The 16,681-nt window shown below is 35.1% G+C and carries 13 protein-coding genes; 8 read left to right on the top strand and 5 right to left on the bottom strand.

What is annotated here, in order from left to right; genetic code table 11:
* The first annotated feature begins 368 nt into the window (after nucleotides 1-368).
* From NYE52_RS02970 to NYE52_RS02950, 5 genes are all read left to right on the top strand, one after another.
* Entirely contained in the window at nucleotides 369-1,586 is a 1,218-nt protein-coding gene (locus NYE52_RS02970; protein WP_341191699.1) for an MFS transporter, read from the top strand.
* Between the two features lie 78 nt (nucleotides 1,587-1,664).
* The gene (locus tag NYE52_RS02965; protein WP_341191698.1) at nucleotides 1,665-1,880 is read left to right on the top strand and encodes a hypothetical protein; all 216 of its coding nucleotides are present in this window, start codon (nucleotides 1,665-1,667) and stop codon (nucleotides 1,878-1,880) included.
* Nucleotides 1,881-2,219: 339 nt separating this feature from the next.
* Entirely contained in the window at nucleotides 2,220-2,945 is a 726-nt protein-coding gene (locus tag NYE52_RS02960; protein WP_341191697.1) for an AzlC family ABC transporter permease, read from the top strand.
* The gene (locus NYE52_RS02955; protein ID WP_341191696.1) at nucleotides 2,942-3,268 is read left to right on the top strand and encodes an AzlD domain-containing protein; all 327 of its coding nucleotides are present in this window, start codon (nucleotides 2,942-2,944) and stop codon (nucleotides 3,266-3,268) included. Before NYE52_RS02960 ends, NYE52_RS02955 begins: the two co-directional genes overlap by 4 nt.
* Before the next feature lie 895 nt (nucleotides 3,269-4,163).
* The gene (locus tag NYE52_RS02950; protein ID WP_341191695.1) at nucleotides 4,164-5,813 is read left to right on the top strand and encodes a glutamine--tRNA ligase/YqeY domain fusion protein; all 1,650 of its coding nucleotides are present in this window, start codon (nucleotides 4,164-4,166) and stop codon (nucleotides 5,811-5,813) included.
* A 72-nt stretch (nucleotides 5,814-5,885) separates the two neighbouring features.
* On the opposite strand, the gene NYE52_RS02945 is transcribed toward NYE52_RS02950, so the two are convergent.
* The 4 genes from NYE52_RS02945 to pdxR form a co-directional block, all read right to left on the bottom strand.
* Nucleotides 5,886-8,615: a tetratricopeptide repeat protein gene (locus NYE52_RS02945; protein ID WP_341191694.1), complete on the bottom strand. Its 2,730-nt coding sequence runs from the start codon at nucleotides 8,613-8,615 to the stop codon at nucleotides 5,886-5,888.
* 627 nt (nucleotides 8,616-9,242) lie between these two features.
* On the bottom strand, nucleotides 9,243-9,431 hold the full coding sequence (locus NYE52_RS02940; RefSeq protein ID WP_341191693.1) for a hypothetical protein: 189 nt from the start codon (nucleotides 9,429-9,431) through the stop codon (nucleotides 9,243-9,245).
* 208 nt (nucleotides 9,432-9,639) lie between these two features.
* Complete coding sequence (locus NYE52_RS02935) at nucleotides 9,640-10,680, bottom strand: SepM family pheromone-processing serine protease (RefSeq protein WP_341191692.1); 1,041 nt, start codon at nucleotides 10,678-10,680, stop codon at nucleotides 9,640-9,642.
* Nucleotides 10,681-10,772: 92 nt separating this feature from the next.
* Nucleotides 10,773-12,179, bottom strand: coding sequence for a MocR-like pyridoxine biosynthesis transcription factor PdxR (gene pdxR, locus NYE52_RS02930; protein ID WP_341191691.1), 1,407 nt, complete (start codon nucleotides 12,177-12,179; stop codon nucleotides 10,773-10,775).
* A gap of 115 nt (nucleotides 12,180-12,294) precedes the next feature.
* Here pdxR and NYE52_RS02925 point away from each other — a divergent pair, with 115 nt between their 5' ends.
* The 3 genes from NYE52_RS02925 to NYE52_RS02915 all read left to right on the top strand — a co-directional run bounded on the left by NYE52_RS02925 (nucleotide 12,295) and on the right by NYE52_RS02915 (nucleotide 15,502).
* A complete protein-coding gene (locus NYE52_RS02925) occupies nucleotides 12,295-13,002 on the top strand; it encodes an aspartate/glutamate racemase family protein (protein ID WP_341191690.1) in 708 nt (235 codons plus the stop codon).
* A 219-nt stretch (nucleotides 13,003-13,221) separates the two neighbouring features.
* Nucleotides 13,222-14,607 carry an alkaline phosphatase gene (locus tag NYE52_RS02920; RefSeq protein WP_341191689.1) on the top strand — a complete coding sequence of 462 codons (1,386 nt, stop codon included), beginning with the start codon at nucleotides 13,222-13,224 and terminating at the stop codon, nucleotides 14,605-14,607.
* Nucleotides 14,608-14,833: 226 nt separating this feature from the next.
* Nucleotides 14,834-15,502 (top strand): DUF4352 domain-containing protein, encoded by a 669-nt coding sequence (locus tag NYE52_RS02915; protein ID WP_341191688.1) that lies wholly within the window; start codon nucleotides 14,834-14,836, stop codon nucleotides 15,500-15,502.
* 271 nt (nucleotides 15,503-15,773) lie between these two features.
* Here NYE52_RS02915 and NYE52_RS02910 read toward each other — a convergent pair whose 3' ends face one another.
* On the bottom strand, nucleotides 15,774-16,613 hold the full coding sequence (locus NYE52_RS02910; RefSeq protein ID WP_341191687.1) for an STAS domain-containing protein: 840 nt from the start codon (nucleotides 16,611-16,613) through the stop codon (nucleotides 15,774-15,776).
* Nucleotides 16,614-16,681 lie beyond the last annotated feature (68 nt).

Here is a 16,681-nt window from a genome sequence, read left to right as displayed (position 1 = left end):
AATAAGTACATTTTATTTCTCGTTTGTAAATGTTTTGAGCAATTTTTTTATATAAAAATATAACACTCCTACATTGGTAATTCCAGTAAATTTCATACTCCTATAGAAAGCTATAAACCGCTAGAAAACAGCATTTATTGAAGAATACTCCTTTGCCATTTCGTCGAAAATCGAACGTCTGTTGGAAAAAGGCATCCAAAATACTTTCCTTTATGTAAATTTTACGTTAAACTAATATTTAGTTAAACGAAATTGTTTGTGTTATTTTTTACAATCTCCTCGTCCTTCCTTTCGAATTCTCATTCCACCCTAGATGGAGGGTGCCTTTAATGAAATAATTTCTACATTAGAAAGAAGTGTATTACAATATGGAAAACCAAAAATATTCAAAACGAAATTTAGGAATCATGTGGTTCGCAAACTTTTTTATAAGTGCCTGTATGACTATGGTTCTCCCATTTCTATCTCTTTATATTGAATCCTTTGGTCAATATTCACCAGAATTTGTTCAGCATTGGTCTGGACTATGTTTCTCTGTCACCTTTGTAGCCGCCTTTTTATTTTCACCAATCTGGGGAAAAATTGGCGATAAATTCGGCAGAAAGACAATACTTATAATTTTAGCAATCGGTCTTGGTGTATCGATATTTCTTATGAGCTTTGCCAATTCAGTATGGGAAGTTTTTATTCTTCGTTTCTTCACAGGATTTTTCACCGGTTTTATTCCAATGTCACAAGCATTTATCTCTACACAAACTCCAAAAAAAATTGCGGGTAAAGTATTAGGAACATTACAAACAGGAAGTATTACTGGCGCATTGATTGGTCCATTACTTGGAGGAGTGTTAGCAGATAGTTTTGGCTATGGAGCGACTTTCCGATTTACTTCGTTCGCAATCTTTATTTCTGCGATTCTAGTATTTACTACGAAAGAATTTGTTCTACCTGTCCAAAAGGGTACAAAAAGTAGTTATACAAGTAAAGAAGTTTTGGCCTATATCCTTAAGAATCCTGTTTTTATTACCGTGCTTCTTATCTCAGCCTTTATTCAAATTGCTCATTTTAGTATCCAGCCAATTCTTTCTTTATATGTCGGGGAATTGCATGGACCTGAGAATATTGCCTTTTTCGCTGGATTAGCTTTCTCTGCTGCAGGATTAGGTAACTTGCTGATGGCAAGGAAATGGGGAGAAATGGGCGATCGCTCTGGACATTTGAAAATACTTGTTATTCTCTTATTTATTGCGGGAATTATTTACTTCCCAGGGGGCTTTGTTAACCAATACTGGCAATTGCTTATTATTCGCTTTATTCTCGGTGTAGCAATTGGTGGAATGATTCCTGTTCGAATAGCCTATATTCGTCAAGAGGTACCAATTGCCATGCAAGGAGAAGTAATGGGATATGAAACAAGTCTCCGTTTTCTAGGCAATATTATTGGTCCTGCCCTAGGTGGAGTGATTGCAGGTAATTTTGGTTTCTCTATGGTATTCTTTTCAACTAGTTTTCTCTTATTAGCAAGCGGGATTTTCTTATTTACAATGATGCATCGACATCCTAAATTAGCTAAACATTCGATTTCGTAACGATTCGCCATTTCCTATTCTTCTCCTTTATGATGTATAATTAAATGGAAAATGATTAACATCTAAGGAGGAAAACCAATGGCTAAATCAGCTGCAAGAAAGAAGCGAGAAAAAGCATTGCGAGAAAGTGGATTTGATACAACAATGCGAAGAGGATCATGGGGAACTATTATACCAATTACGAAAAAAACAAAAACAAAGCAGGAACGATTAACACGAAACGAAAAGAAGTATAAACAAAACCATTCTTCTAGATATGATGAGAATGGTTTTTATTTTTGTGTTTTTATTTAATACTCATCTTTTTGTACAAATTGCTAGTTTATTAGTAACCCTTATATCCTCTACTTACACTCTTGCAAGCTTCTCATTTTTATATAATCACGTACTACAAGTGAAAATCCAAAAGTAGTTGGCATTCGGCATTTTATCGATATTCTATCTAATGATTCCCGATTAGAGTCTGTTGGGCTACAAACAGTCGGAATAAAAGGCTATGATGGCTTTATTATAAGCTTCGTAAAATAGCCATAATTTTCATCTCTACTATCTTCATATATTAAGGCATTGCCTAAAATTTTTCTCCCTTATATAATAAATGCAATTACTAATTCGCAATAAAGGGGATTGACCGTGGAAAGTTTAAAATTAGAAAAACAAGAAGAACAACAAACACTCTCCTATTTGGATGGGGTGAAAGACTGTATTCCAACGTTACTAGGCTATATCAGCATTGGCCTAGCAATGGGCGTAGTCGGTGTATCGTCTGGATTATCTGTACTACATGTTTTTTTACTTGCCACATTTGTTTATGCAGGTGCCTCTCAATTTATTATTTGTGCAATGATCGCTGCAGCAAGTCCGATTAGCGCCATTATCCTTACAACATTCATTGTGAATTTGCGCCACTTGTTATTAAGCTCAGCATTAGCCCCGAAATTCACACAATATTCCGTAATGAAAAACATCGGTATTGGAAGCCTTGTTACAGACGAGTCATTTGGAGTAGCTATTACGAAAATTGCTAGAAAAGAACCAATTAATGATCGCTGGATGAATGGACTAAATCTTACTGCCTACCTTGTATGGATAGCAGCGTGTACTGTCGGGGGATATATTGGCGGCTGGTTCCCAGATCCTGAACAGTTTGGATTAGACTATGCTTTGCCAGCCATGTTTATTGCGTTATTAATTCTGCAATTGCAAACAATTGAACCTACTAAACTGAAACACTATTTATTATTAATCACATTGATGATAATATGTATGCTCATTTTCTCCACTTTCTTATCAAGTAGCCTAAGTGTCATTATTTCAACCATCGTGGTAGCTACAATTGGGGTGGTGACAGATAAATGATGAGTAACACTAGCTTTTTTCTTTTAGTAATTGGTTGTACACTTGTAACATTTATTCCAAGAATTATTCCATTTTTGGTTGCACGCAATTTCACCATTTCTGCTCCAGTTGAAAAATGGCTTTCCTATCTTCCTGTATGTATTTTTACTGGTTTAATTGTAGAAAGTCTTTTAGAAAGTAGCGGAAGTAATAGTATCCATATTAATTGGGAGGCACTCCTTGCGACTATCCCTACAATACTGGTTGCTTTTCTTAGCAGAAGCTTATTAACTACCGTATTATTCGGAGTAGTGTGTATGGCTATTGTTAGATTGATTATGTAGATTTTTTGTAGAATGCCTCTTTTGCTTTTAGTAAATTAAGGGGCATTTTATTTTTATAAAAATCTTTTTTCTTTTGGCTTATTTATTTTTGGCTTTCATAATGGTAATGAATGCATCATAAATATACACTGAAATGACTACTGATTGGCATCATTATGGGATGGGTATATAAAAAGGGAAAACTCGTCGTAGTAATTGGCGCGTTTCTTAATTAGGAATATGAAACATAAGTCACAAGTGATATGGCTCATTGTAATCATTTAATAAGATGTCTTCTCCTTTACCGAAGAACCGCGAAAGTAAAATTAGCGGCGTTTTTCCGGTTAAATCCAGTATGGAGAATTTTTTGGAGTAAATAAGGGAATTTTTTTCGCTTATACTCAGAAAAATAAGATAATTTCGGAGTTTTCGAGCCAATAGGCGGAATTTTTCCGTCTATTATTAGTTCGGATGCTTCAGCTAATCTCCCAGCCAATCAGCTGCATAATAAAAACTCTAACTTTTTGGCGTAAACACCAATTCATACGTCTTTTCTTGTGTCATTTAGTAAGAATGCATCCGAAAACGGAACCCTTTCTCCTTCTTCCCCCAGCTCTTTTGGCGTTCATCCTCCTAATTTCTCCATACCTCCACTATATACTGCTAATCAACCACCTATAAAATGGATAAAATTATCAAAAACATCCATAACCTTACATAAAAATTATCAAAAACCATAAATTTTACAAATTAATTGTACTTTCGTTTCCTTTCTATGAAGTTTATAATAAAATATTGGTTATATTATTGATATAATCATACTAAGATTGTTTTGATATTTTCGATAAAAACGAATTACTATGCTCACTATTAAAGACTAAAAGTATTCATACATATTAGAAAGGTGGCTATAATCTTGGAGATTGGCTCTAATTTTATAAAAAACATCATGAAAGAAGATCTGGAAACAGGAAAGCATGATACGGTTATCACTCGCTTTCCGCCAGAACCAAATGGCTATTTGCATATTGGTCATGCTAAGTCTATTTTTATTAATTTCGGACTAGCAGATGAATTTGGTGGGAAAACAAACTTACGCTTTGACGATACGAACCCTTTAAAAGAGGACATTGAATATGTGAACTCTATTAAAGAAGATGTAGAATGGCTAGGATATGAGTGGGAAAATCTGCTCTTTGCTTCTGACTATTTTGAAGAAATGTACGAGCGTGCTGTTTTATTAATAAAAAAAGGGTTAGCTTACGTAGATGATTTATCTGCTGATGAGATTCGTGAATATCGTGGTACGTTAACAGAACCAGGAAAAGAAAGTCCTTATCGTACTCGTTCCATTGAAGAAAATCTACAATTATTCGAAGCAATGCGTAACGGAGAGTTCGGTAACGGTGAAAAGGTGCTTCGCGCAAAAATTGATATGGCTTCTCCTAATATTAACTTAAGAGATCCTGTTATTTATCGTATTGCCCATGCAACACATCATAATACAGGAGATAAATGGTGTATTTACCCGATGTACGCATTTGCTCATCCGTTAGAAGATGCGATTGAGGGTGTGACACATTCTCTTTGTACGACTGAATTTGAAGACCAACGTCCTCTTTATGATTGGGTTGTTCGTGAATGTGAAATGGAAACCACGCCACAGCAAATTGAATTTGGTCGTTTAAATATTACAAACACTGTAATGAGTAAACGTAAATTAAAACTTCTTGTAGACGAAAAATTTGTGGATGGTTGGGATGACCCTCGTATGCCTACTATCTCTGGTTTAAGAAGAAAAGGAGTAACACCAGAAGCAATCCGTAATTTCTGTATGGAATTAGGAATTTCAAAAGGTTCTGGAGCAGTTGATTCTGCTATGCTTGATCACTTTGTACGTGAAGATTTAAAATTAAAGGCGCCTCGTACAATGGGGGTTTTAAATCCTTTAAAAGTAGTTATTACTAACTACCCAGAAGGTCAGGTAGAAATGTTAGATGCAGAAATCAATCCAGAAAATCCTGAGATGGGGATTAGACAAATTCCATTCTCTCGTGAAATTTATATTGAACAAGAAGACTTTATGGAGAATCCTCCGAAGAAGTACTTCCGCTTATTCCCTGGTAATGAAGTACGATTAAAGCATGCCTACTTCATTAAATGTGAAGAAGTAATAAAAGACGAAGAAGGAAACGTAATTGAGCTTCGTTGTACGTATGATCAAGAAACGAAAAGTGGAACTGGCTTTACGGGCAGAAAAGTTAAAGGAACATTGCACTGGGTAGAAGCAACACAAGCTATCCCTGCTGAATTCCGCTTATTCGAACCACTTATTAGTGATGAAGATGAGGAAATGGAAGAAGGAAAAACGTTCTTAGATTATGTGAATCCAAATTCGTTAGAAGTTATTCAAGGATTTATAGAGCCTAATATGAAAGATGTTAAACCACAAGATAAATTCCAATTCTTCCGTCATGGATATTTCAATGTGGATCCTAAATACACAACAGCTGAAAAACCTGTATTTAACCGGATTGTTTCTTTAAAAAGTTCATTTAAATTATAATTTTGTTTTATTATATAAAAAAGGGAGAAGAATAATCGATATTTCGACTATTTTTCTCCCTTTTTACATTCTTTAAATCCAGGTTGTTGCTGGCTTCGATGTATTGGCTAACCAATCGTACTGCAACAAACGTAATTCAAATAATTTCAATGGATCATGGAACATTTCTGGATTATTCTTTAAGCGTTCTAATAAATTTTTGTATTCCTCTATGTCTTTGGATTTTTCTTCAGCAACCTGCTCTAATGTTACCTTTGGACTGATAAAGAACATCTTGATATCATTTTCCAATCCTTTTTCGTAGAAATCAAAATGCTGTAGAACAGCTGTCGAAACAGATGATACCACTTCTGAAAAGTCTTCTGTTTCGATATACTTTTGATATTTAGATTGTAGCATTTTTTTATTTTGTTGAATGGCTCCCAGTAGCTTTCCTGCACTTTTTAAAAATACTTGAGACGCATTAAAGCGATTGAAAATATTTAACGGATCAATACGAAGTCCACTTGACAAACGGCGGGCATCCCTTTTCCAATCTTCTATAATCGCAAAGTCACAGGATAACGCTAATGGATGCTCTTTATAAATACCATTAAAGCCTTCACAAAGCTCTTGTAGGAATTGTTGGCCTTCTATTAACTGATTATTAGAAGCCTGAATCCATTCCTCTATGCTTCGATGGATTCGAGGAGATAATGTTTCATTGATATACTGATTTACTCGTTTATTCATCTCTTCATTAAGAGAAGCATGAATCTTCGTAAAATCACTATCTTCTTTCACAAAATCCTTACAACCTTTTAATATAGCAGGAATATCTTTCTTAATTGCCTCTTGCGTTTCTGTTTTAATCTCTTCAAACTGCTTGGTAATTAATTCGATTTTTGACGCTTCCATATCTATTAGCTGATTTCTTGCGCCAGTTAGCTTACTTACCATTTCCTCATACAATTCTAGAGATGCCTTCAAACTATTTTCCATATCTAATCGTTTATCCAATAGATTTGTAATTAAATCTTGAATAATCGAAATGCAGCTTTGAAGTCGTTCTTCTTGCATATTTCTTCCTTCAAAATGCTGTTGATAGTAACGGCTAACCTCATCTAATTGAATTTTTCTATCTTCCTGCTTAGAGTAGATAAATATTTTGCTATCTGGGAAGTAATGCTGAATGGCTGCTGTAGCTTTTTGTAAACGTTTCGTTGCCACCTTCTCATTTTCCACATCGTCCATATAAATCAAAAATTGAATCGTTAAAAATGGAGATTTTTCCTTCCATTGCTTTAACTGTTCATATTCTTTATACGAAAAAACAGATTGTTCATTAATAACAAATAAAAGACTATCAGCAAGCATCGCATAATCTGCATAAGATTCATTTTCTACAAAAGGAGCAGTTGTAACGGTCCATCGATTCTGGTTTAAGTAATGGGAAGGAGTATCTAATTGAAATACTCTCGGATTTTCAGATGAAGGCTGATGGATCAATAATTCCTCATAGAAGTTAGTTAGTGTATCAATTGGTCTTAATCCAGACTTGGTTACTTCATTAATTTCAAGATAATCATTATCTTTTACTGTCAGGATTGCGCTTGTATCTTCTGCTAAAACGGTTTCTCCTACAAGCTCATTTATATAAGCATTCACGCCACTTCCTTGTGATCCGACCATCAACAATTGGTAATGATCTGATGGAAGATAATCCTGTACCTTCTGCGTAAACTTCTTATCAAGTGGAATATCATGTTTATCTGCCCAGTGTATAATAGAATCAAATAAATGCATAAATTGCTGGAAGGATACATTCGTCCCATTCGTTTCATTAATTACCATTTCAGCCTTTGATACAACGGAATACTCGATAGAGTGCTTAAACATTTCATTCCAAGCTAATACTGCAGATGCCGCAGATAAAACCCGTTTTCCAGTAGATGATAAGAAATAATTAGATAAAAGGGATGGAATCATTTCTTGTACTTCTTTAATTGGATAATTACCACTGATTAAATGCGCATATGCTTTTTCTAAAATAAGGGACAGTCCTTCTTCCCCTTCACTTGGAACTGGTTCATAAATCGTATTAAACACAGCTACCCATGTTAAATAATGAGAAGTATCTTCATAGTTTTTCCATAATGATACTGCTAATCTCTCAAAAGTAACAAAATCTAATTCTTGAAGATTTTTCAAACTCTCTATAAAATACGCAGGCTCAAACTGGGTAATCACACCTAGGTTACTATAATGAATCAGGGCTTCGTACCATTTCAAAGCATCTGTTCTTCGCCCTTCATTAACAGCAAGCTCAATAGCCTTTTCCCAATTTTGTTGTTCTTCATAGTACGATTTGGCAATAGTTGTTATATTAGCATAATCAGGATTAGAAACGACCAGATTATTGATAATCTCTAATGCCATTTCATGATTTCCTTTTTGGAAATATAAAGAAAATAACTGCATAGATATTTCTGTTTTTAAAAGATCAGACTCTGTTACAATCTCTTTATAAAAGCTTTCGGCAGTAGAATATTCCTCTAATTCCAAGTATGCATCTGCGAGATTTTTTTTCGCCCAAGGTTCCAATTCATTACTAATATTCTCCCATTTAAAAATAGCCGCTTCATAGTCATGGTATTGAAAATATAATTCACCTTGTGCAAAGCGGATGGAAGTCATATCAGGGACATTCTTTCTTTGTTCGGCTATATATAATTGCCCTAAAACCTCCATTGGCGACTCTTCTCTATCTTGTAAATATCCTTCATAATACGTTTTTTCAATTAGTTTTTTTTCTAATGTCATAACTTCCCCCTGCTATCCATTTTGAATGTTTTTAATCATTTCTAAATAATATATTTATGCTAACTTCACGTCATTATGTCTTATGTAGGCTATCCTTCATTGTAGCAAAACAGACTATTTCATGGATTTCGAAATCGATTCAATCTCTTTACAATATAATAACAGGCAAGTAATCGTTCTGAATGTTGAGCATTTCTTTCTTGTTTTCATGTAGCTTAAACATTCATACGTTTTAAAAATACAGAATGTTCCCTCTTTTATAAAAGGTACTATTAATATTAAGATTAATGATTATTAACCCCATCCTCTAGTGTCCATCGTACCTTTCTTCCCTGTTTTTTATTTATCCTCTCCTTCTTTTTACCTAGTTCACTTTCTCTTTTTCACACAGTTTGGATTTAGTAATTTGTTTAACAGAAATAGTTGCTATTCATACATCCTATCGCTTTACAATATATCCGCATTTTCGCAATAATTAACTTAATAAACCAATAGAAAGGAGGAAATTAAAGTACGATGAAGCTGGCCCAATGAATGAGAAAGAGGAATGCTTAAAATAAAATTAATTCCCCTATTAAAAATAAGGGAATTAATTATGCTTCCATTTACATGAAAGAAGAAGCTATTCTACTTCTTCTTATCCTCTTTTTCAATTTTCTCAACTGGTGAATGCCCCATCCAGTCTTCTTGTTTCATCTTCTTTTTTCGTCTTCTTTGCGATACAACAATGACGAGAATAATAATAACGATTAAAAGGAGAGGAACTCCAAAAGCTCCGTAAAGAATATTAAAAAGACCACTGAAAAATTCTGACATCGTGAACCTCCTTGTATATGCCGTTTTACCGACACACCTTCGTGCTTTTCATTTCTTATATATAACTTTCCCATTTCAGGCTTTTCTAAACGCTAGAATTTCTACAGTTGCCTCATAAAAAAAATCCCCTTAAATGAATAAGGAGATACTAGTTAAACAATCTTTTTTCATTTAGTGAACTATGTAAAAAAACGATTCTCTATATCGTTTATTTCTTCTCAGGGAGCTTTTCCAAGTACTCTATTGCCTCTTTCAATGTGCTTACTGGAACAATCTTTATATCTGTGTACCCTTCTTCCTTCACTTGCTCGTTAATTTCTTTTTCATTGGTATCGTATTCTGTTATATCTCGTGGATAGAAGAATATATCAACATCTGCTTTATGTGCAGCGACTATTTTGTGTTGGATTCCGCCGATTTGTCCAACGTTTCCTTCCGCATCCATTGTACCAGTACCTGCAATTTTATAACCCTTTGTTAAATCCTCTTTGACAATTTGATTATAAACTTCTAAAGAAAACATCAATCCAGCTGAAGGACCGCCGATATTTTCACTGTTAATGGCTACATCAATAGAAGGATTTATCGTCATATTATCCTCAGGCGCAATACCAATTCCTACTTGTCCTGTTTTTTTATCTAATTCAATTACTTCAACTGATGCTTCCTTATTTTCCTTCCCATGCATAAACTCAAGCTCGACAGTGTCTCCCTCTTGCTTTCCCTTTAAATACGCAATTAGATCTTCACTTTTCGTAAACTCTTGACCATCTACCTTTTGAATAATATCTCCAACTTCAATAATAGACTTTGCTTTCGAGTTTTCTAATACTTGAGCAACAAAAATACCGTTATAGTCAAACTGAACTTTTTTTCCTGCTTCATGCAGACTAGCTATAATTGCATTTTGCTTAGAACTATCCATCATATGAAGCAATAGTTTATTGTACTCTTCGTCACTAAGATTCCCTTTTACCTCTTCCTCTTTTCGTATTTCCGTATGAGGTGCGACTAATCCGTATAAATAGATATATGGATTATTTGCCTTAATCGAATAAACAGTTGTTAAATTGAGGCTACCTTTTTCTGACTTTGTTCCATCTTCTACTGTCACTTTTGGTGCAAGTGCTTCAATAGAACCAGGTTGATTTAAATAATAAGGGGTTGGGATGAATAAAAGAATAATGAGTATCCCAATAAGAATGGTTAACCACTTTTTTGAAAAGACGCTTTTTCTTGATTTATTCATATATTAGATACTCCTTAGGATAATAATTTACTTCTCTATATATATTTACATACTTCAAATGAAAAAAGAATGAATGGCAGATAGTTTTTCCATTAAAAATTGGATTTTCCATTCGCTTCAATTGCTTTTCTTAATAAACGAACACCCTTTTCGATTTCCTCTAAAGATAGTCCACCATACCCCATTACAATTCTTTCCTTATGCTTCCCTTTTTCTAAGCTATATTGTTCAATAGGGTATACCTTCACTCCCGATTGTTCCATTTTATGTATGAATGATGGACGAAAATCTACGCCTGGAATCTCAACAACTAAATGCATGCCTGCTGATTTACCAATAATGGTAGCGTCTTGAAAATTATGTTGAATAGCTGAAACCAATCGCTCTCTTTTTTCTCTATATATTTTTTTCATTTTGCGTACATGTCGATCTAAATACCCTTCCCTGATAAACTGTGCTAATACTAATTGTTCCAGTGAAGAAGTATGTCGATCTGAAAACCATTTAATTAGTTCAAAGGAATCAACTAATTCCTCTGGTAAAATGACATATCCAATTCGCAAACCAGGAGAAAGTATTTTGCTAAAGGTTCCCACATAAATTACATGATTAGGCGCAATTCCTTGAATGGACGGTACAGGTGCCCCTTCATAGGTAAATTCACTGTCATAATCATCTTCCACAATATAACAATTCATCTTTTCGGCATATTCTATTAACTGAAGTCTTCTTTGAATAGATAGAATACCGCCTAACGGAAATTGATGGGAAGGGATTACAAAAACAAAGCTAGGTGATTGATCTGGCAAACGATATGGGTCAATGCCATTTTCATCCACAGGAACAGGAATAATCTTTGCATTGCTAAAGGTAAAAATATTCCTCATTTCATCTGTTACAGGATCTTCGACTGCAATGGTTTTATTGTCCTTGCCAAGCATTTCCGTAATAAGCTTCAAGCCTTGAGTAGCACCAGATGTAATGAAAATTTGCTCTGCCCTGCATTGTACTCCTCTTACTCGCTTTAAATAATCAACAAGGACATCCTTTAACGCCTTCATCCCTGATGCTTCTCCGTATCCAAAGGCTTCTACAGACGAATGTAAACAAATCTCCTTCGTCAATTGTGCCCATTTCTTCCTAGGAAAATAATCTATTGCTGGATTACCAGCTTTAAAATCTATATATGTCTTTCTGTTATCACTAATTTTTCTTGGAGTGTCTTTCCACATCGCTCTCTCTACAAATGAAAGAGATGTACCTAGTGCTACAAAGGTTCCCGCCTTTGGCCTAACCTCCAAATATCCTTCTGCAATTAAGCGCTCATATGCTTCTAGAACAATATTTCGAGATACACCAATAGAGCCTGCTAATTCTCTCGAAGAAGGCAGCTTTTCTCCTTCTTTTAAGTGTTTTTCCAAAATGCCATTACGAACTTGATCATAGATTTGCTGCGTTAAGGAGATAGATTGACCTCGATCAATCGTGATAAAAATCATAGGAAATCCTCCAATAAAATTCAAACTGGTACTATAAAAGTATATAATTTCTGGCTCTATTCTATACCAGTATACCATGATATCATGAAAAAAAATGATTGAAAGGAGTTTTACCATGAAAACAATTGGACTTATTGGTGGTTTAAGTTGGGAATCAACAGCTGATTATTATCGCTATATTAATACATTTGTGAAAGAACAGCTGGGAGGATTACACTCCGCAAAATGCCTTCTTTATTCATTTGACTTCGAGGAAATTGTTGCCCTTCAAAAAGCTGGGAACTGGGATAAAGCTACTGAATTAATGATACATGCTGCAAAAACATTGGAAACAGGAGGAGCAGACATAGTATTGATCTGTACAAATACTATGCATAAAATGGCAAAAGAAGTACAAGCAGCTGTTTCTATTCCCTTGCTTCATATAGCAGAGGTTACGGGGATCGAAGCAAAAGATGCTGGTTTAAAAAAGGTTGGCTTATTAGGCACCATGTTTACAATGGAGCATTCCTTTTATAAAGAGGCACTATTAGATCAAGAAATAGAAACCATTGTTCCTGAGAAAGAAGATAGAGAAGCCGTCCATCGCATCATATTTGATGAATTATGCAAAGGGATTATCCTTCCTGAATCAAAGGAAATATATTTGCATATTATCGACAAACTGCTAGCTCAAGGCGCAGAAGGAATTATATTAGGATGCACAGAAATACCGTTACTTATTAAACAGGAAGATAGCTCTATTCCATTATTTGATACTACCCTTTTACATGCTAAAGCTGCTGTTTCCTATGCGCTTAATAAAGAACTCGTTTTAAAATAAGACTGTATCGTAAGTTTGTTGCTTATGCCCCTCAGCATGAATAATCAATCTTAATCGTTCTTCCTTTCTTCCCTCAAGAAGAAAACAAATCTATACCACGACTAATTAACTAGGGTACCTTTATCCTAGTTTTTTTTACATTATCTCAAAGTAGATGTAAAACAAGCTTAACTTCCTTCCTAGATAATAAAGCGAATCAATAATTTGGAGGGAAAGAATTTGAACACTAAATCATGGAAAAAAAAATTACTACCAATCGCCGTCATCACCTCTTTATCTATTGCTGGAATAGCGACAGCACTCTCAGGATCTGAGGCAGAAGCAAAAAATGGTGGAAGCAGTAACGGGAAACCGAAAAACGTTATCTTCCTTATAGGAGATGGAATGGGTGTTTCTTACACTTCTGCTTATCGCTACTTAAAAGACACTCCAGAAACAAAAATTGCAGAAAATACATATTTTGATCCTTATTTAGTTGGCCAGCAAATGACATATCCAGAAGATCCCGCACAAAATGTGACGGATTCTGCCTCTGCAGCAACTGCAATGTCAGCTGGTATTAAAACATACAATAACGCGATTTCAGTAGACAATGACGAGTCTGAAGTGAAAACAGTCTTGGAAGCTGCAAAAGAAAAAGGAAAATCTACTGGTCTTGTTGCAACATCTGAAATTACGCATGCGACACCTGCTGCTTTTGGATCCCATGATATTAGCCGCAAGAACATGAATGCTATTGCCGATGATTATTTCGATGAAATGATAAAAGGGAAGCACAAAGTTGATGTTCTCTTAGGTGGAGGAACAGATCTTTTTGTACGTCAGGACAGAGACTTAACGGCGGAATTCGAAAAAGCCGGCTATAATTATGTTACAAATCGCAGTGATTTACTGAAAAATAAAGATACCCAGTTGCTTGGTCTATTTGCTGAAGCCGGTATGCCAAAAATGATAGACAGAGAAAAAGAAACACCGTCTTTAGAAGAAATGACAAAAACTGCTATCGAAAGCTTAAATAAAAATAAAAAGGGCTTCTTCCTTATGGTAGAAGGCAGTCAAATTGACTGGGCAGGTCATGATAACGATATTGTCGCTGCGATGAGCGAGATGGAAGATTTCGAAAAAGCTTACAAAGCAGCAATCGACTTTGCCAAAAAGGATAAAAACACATTAGTTGTTGCTACTGCTGACCACTCTACAGGAGGCTTCTCGATTGCAGCAAACGGGGATTATAACTGGTACGGCGAGCCAATCAAAGCTGCAACAAAGACACCTGACTATATGGCAGAATTGATTGTAAATGGTGCTCCTGTCGAGTCCACTTTGAAAAAGTATATCAACCTTTCCTTAAAGTCAGAAGAAATTCAAGCAGTTCAAAAAGCTGCTGAAACAAAAGATCTAACAAGTATTGACAATGCGATTGAAGATATCTTTAATAAACGTACAAATACAGGATGGACTACAGGTGGTCATACTGGAGAAGACGTTCCTGTTTATGCATATGGACCATCCAGCAACCTTTTTGCAGGACAAAAGGACAATACAGATCATGCTAAAATTATTTTTGACCTATTGAATGCAAAAGTAAAAATTATGGACAATTAAGTAAAGTACTAGCTCCTTGCAGAGCGCCATGAAAATAAAGGAAACACGGGGAATGTTAGTGAGCCAAAGTTTCCTTATTGTAGGTAACAGTCAGGAAGCCTATTAGATCCAGGCAAACCTCGGGCTGATAAGCTTCAGAAAACTTATCCTTTTTTATCAGATAAACAAATAGGCTTCCCTTCGTCTTCTACTGAAGGGAAGCTTTTCCAATAGGAGGAATACAACTTTGAACCGCATTTTTATTTATTCACTTTTATTACTTTTACTAGCTGGGTGTAGCACCAATAAAGATACAACTACAAATACGATAATCCAGGACGTAGAAAAAACAGAGACAAGCACACAAAAGGTTAATGTTATGCCTGTTTCAACTGATACATATATTCCAAATCCGCAGGTTATTGATGATACTTCCCTTTTAGCTACAGGAGATTTCTACCGGGATAGAAAAGGAGAAGGAACCTTAAAAGCCCTAGATGGAGAAACAAAGAGCATTCAGGTTGATTCCATAAAACTAACAGTCAAAGATGCAAAAATAATCGATTATCGACCTGCGTATAGCTTAATTGACTTTTATCATACTTATACACATGATGAGCAATTTACCTTCATTAAGTTTTTCGTGGAAATGGAAAATCAATCGGATGAACAAAAGAAATTCTCTCCAATTGCTTTTGTTCAAACAAATACAGGTGAAATGATTACTTGGGAGAAGGATATTTATCTAGAAGAGCTTAACGGGGTGTTAAATCCAGGAGAACGAAAGAGTGGAAATATCGGTTTCATTGTGGAAAATTCCGCCATCAAGACAATGCAGTTAAGCACAAGTGACGTTTATACTGAGCAAGAAAAGCTGTTAGATAAAGCTAAAACACTAGATTTCCATTTTGATTAATAATAACATAATAGATTAACTATTTCGAAATCGATGAAAGAGAACAAGTACGTCAAGTAACCTTTTACAGCGAGCTGGAGATTGTGTGAGCCAGCAAGGTAATCTTGGCGTAAATTTTCCTACTAGCATACAATCACCTAAGGATTAGAGCCTCTTTAAATGTCCCCTCCATACGCTGTATAATAGTCGTCACATTTCACATAACTGAATTTGGTAATAACCTACTCGTCCCTTTCACTAATGCATTATTACGAAAATAACCTTTAATCTTTTATTTTTGGAATTTATCATCTTGCTCTAGTGCTTTAGAAAGCGTGGAAGCAATGGATATATCTGCAAACGATAGTCCTAATTGGATTGCCGTTGTAGCAATTTCTGGTCGAATTCCGGATAGCGTCGTTTTCACACCAATTAGGCTTAACCCATTAATCAATTGGAATATTTGATGCGCAACCATCGTATCAATAATGACTACACCGGAAAGGTCAATAAATAACTCAGAGACTTTCTTTTCTGCACATTGCTTTATCGTATTTTCCAATATAGCAGCAGCACGTGCAGTATCAATATCTCCAACAAGAGGCAAGAGAGCCCTTGTTTTACTTAAAGAAATAACGGGAGAACTAAGCTCATTAATCATTTCTTGCTGTGCTTCAAGCTGTCTATTCGAATAATTATGGTGCTCCTCCGTATATCTCAAAATAATTTTATCTAGAACCTTTACAACGGAATGGCTCCAATCAATTACACGCTCCTGACCGACATTATGTTGAATAGCATATTCTTCAATCAGCTGAAAATATTGCTCTCTCGTACGAATAAATTCACGAATAATATAATGGATTGGCGTATCTAAATGCCCTTGATCTGATGCAATTTCATTAATCCATTCCTTTATATCTTTAAGAAACTCTTTCTTATCCTTAACGAACAGTCCAGCAAGGCGAGAATGAAAATCATTATTCTGTTTCTTTATTATTTCAATGGTATAAGGATCTGTTGAAGCATATATACCATTAGGGTCAGCTTTGGTTAGGTTGTTATACCATTCTTCTGTTAGTCTATCTGCGTTGTCAATAAAGTATTGGTAAACTCCTTGATTATTGTGCAACAATTCCCCCACCTTTACTATGCTTAGTTTCATAACAATACCTGAATTTTTTGTATTGTCTAACTAAA

Source organism: Niallia sp. FSL W8-0635 (assembly GCF_038007965.1).
Classification (GTDB): Bacteria; Bacillota; Bacilli; order Bacillales; family Cytobacillaceae; genus Niallia.
The sequence above is the reverse complement of the archived record's forward strand: the minus strand, read 5'-3'. Positions and strand labels throughout refer to the sequence as shown.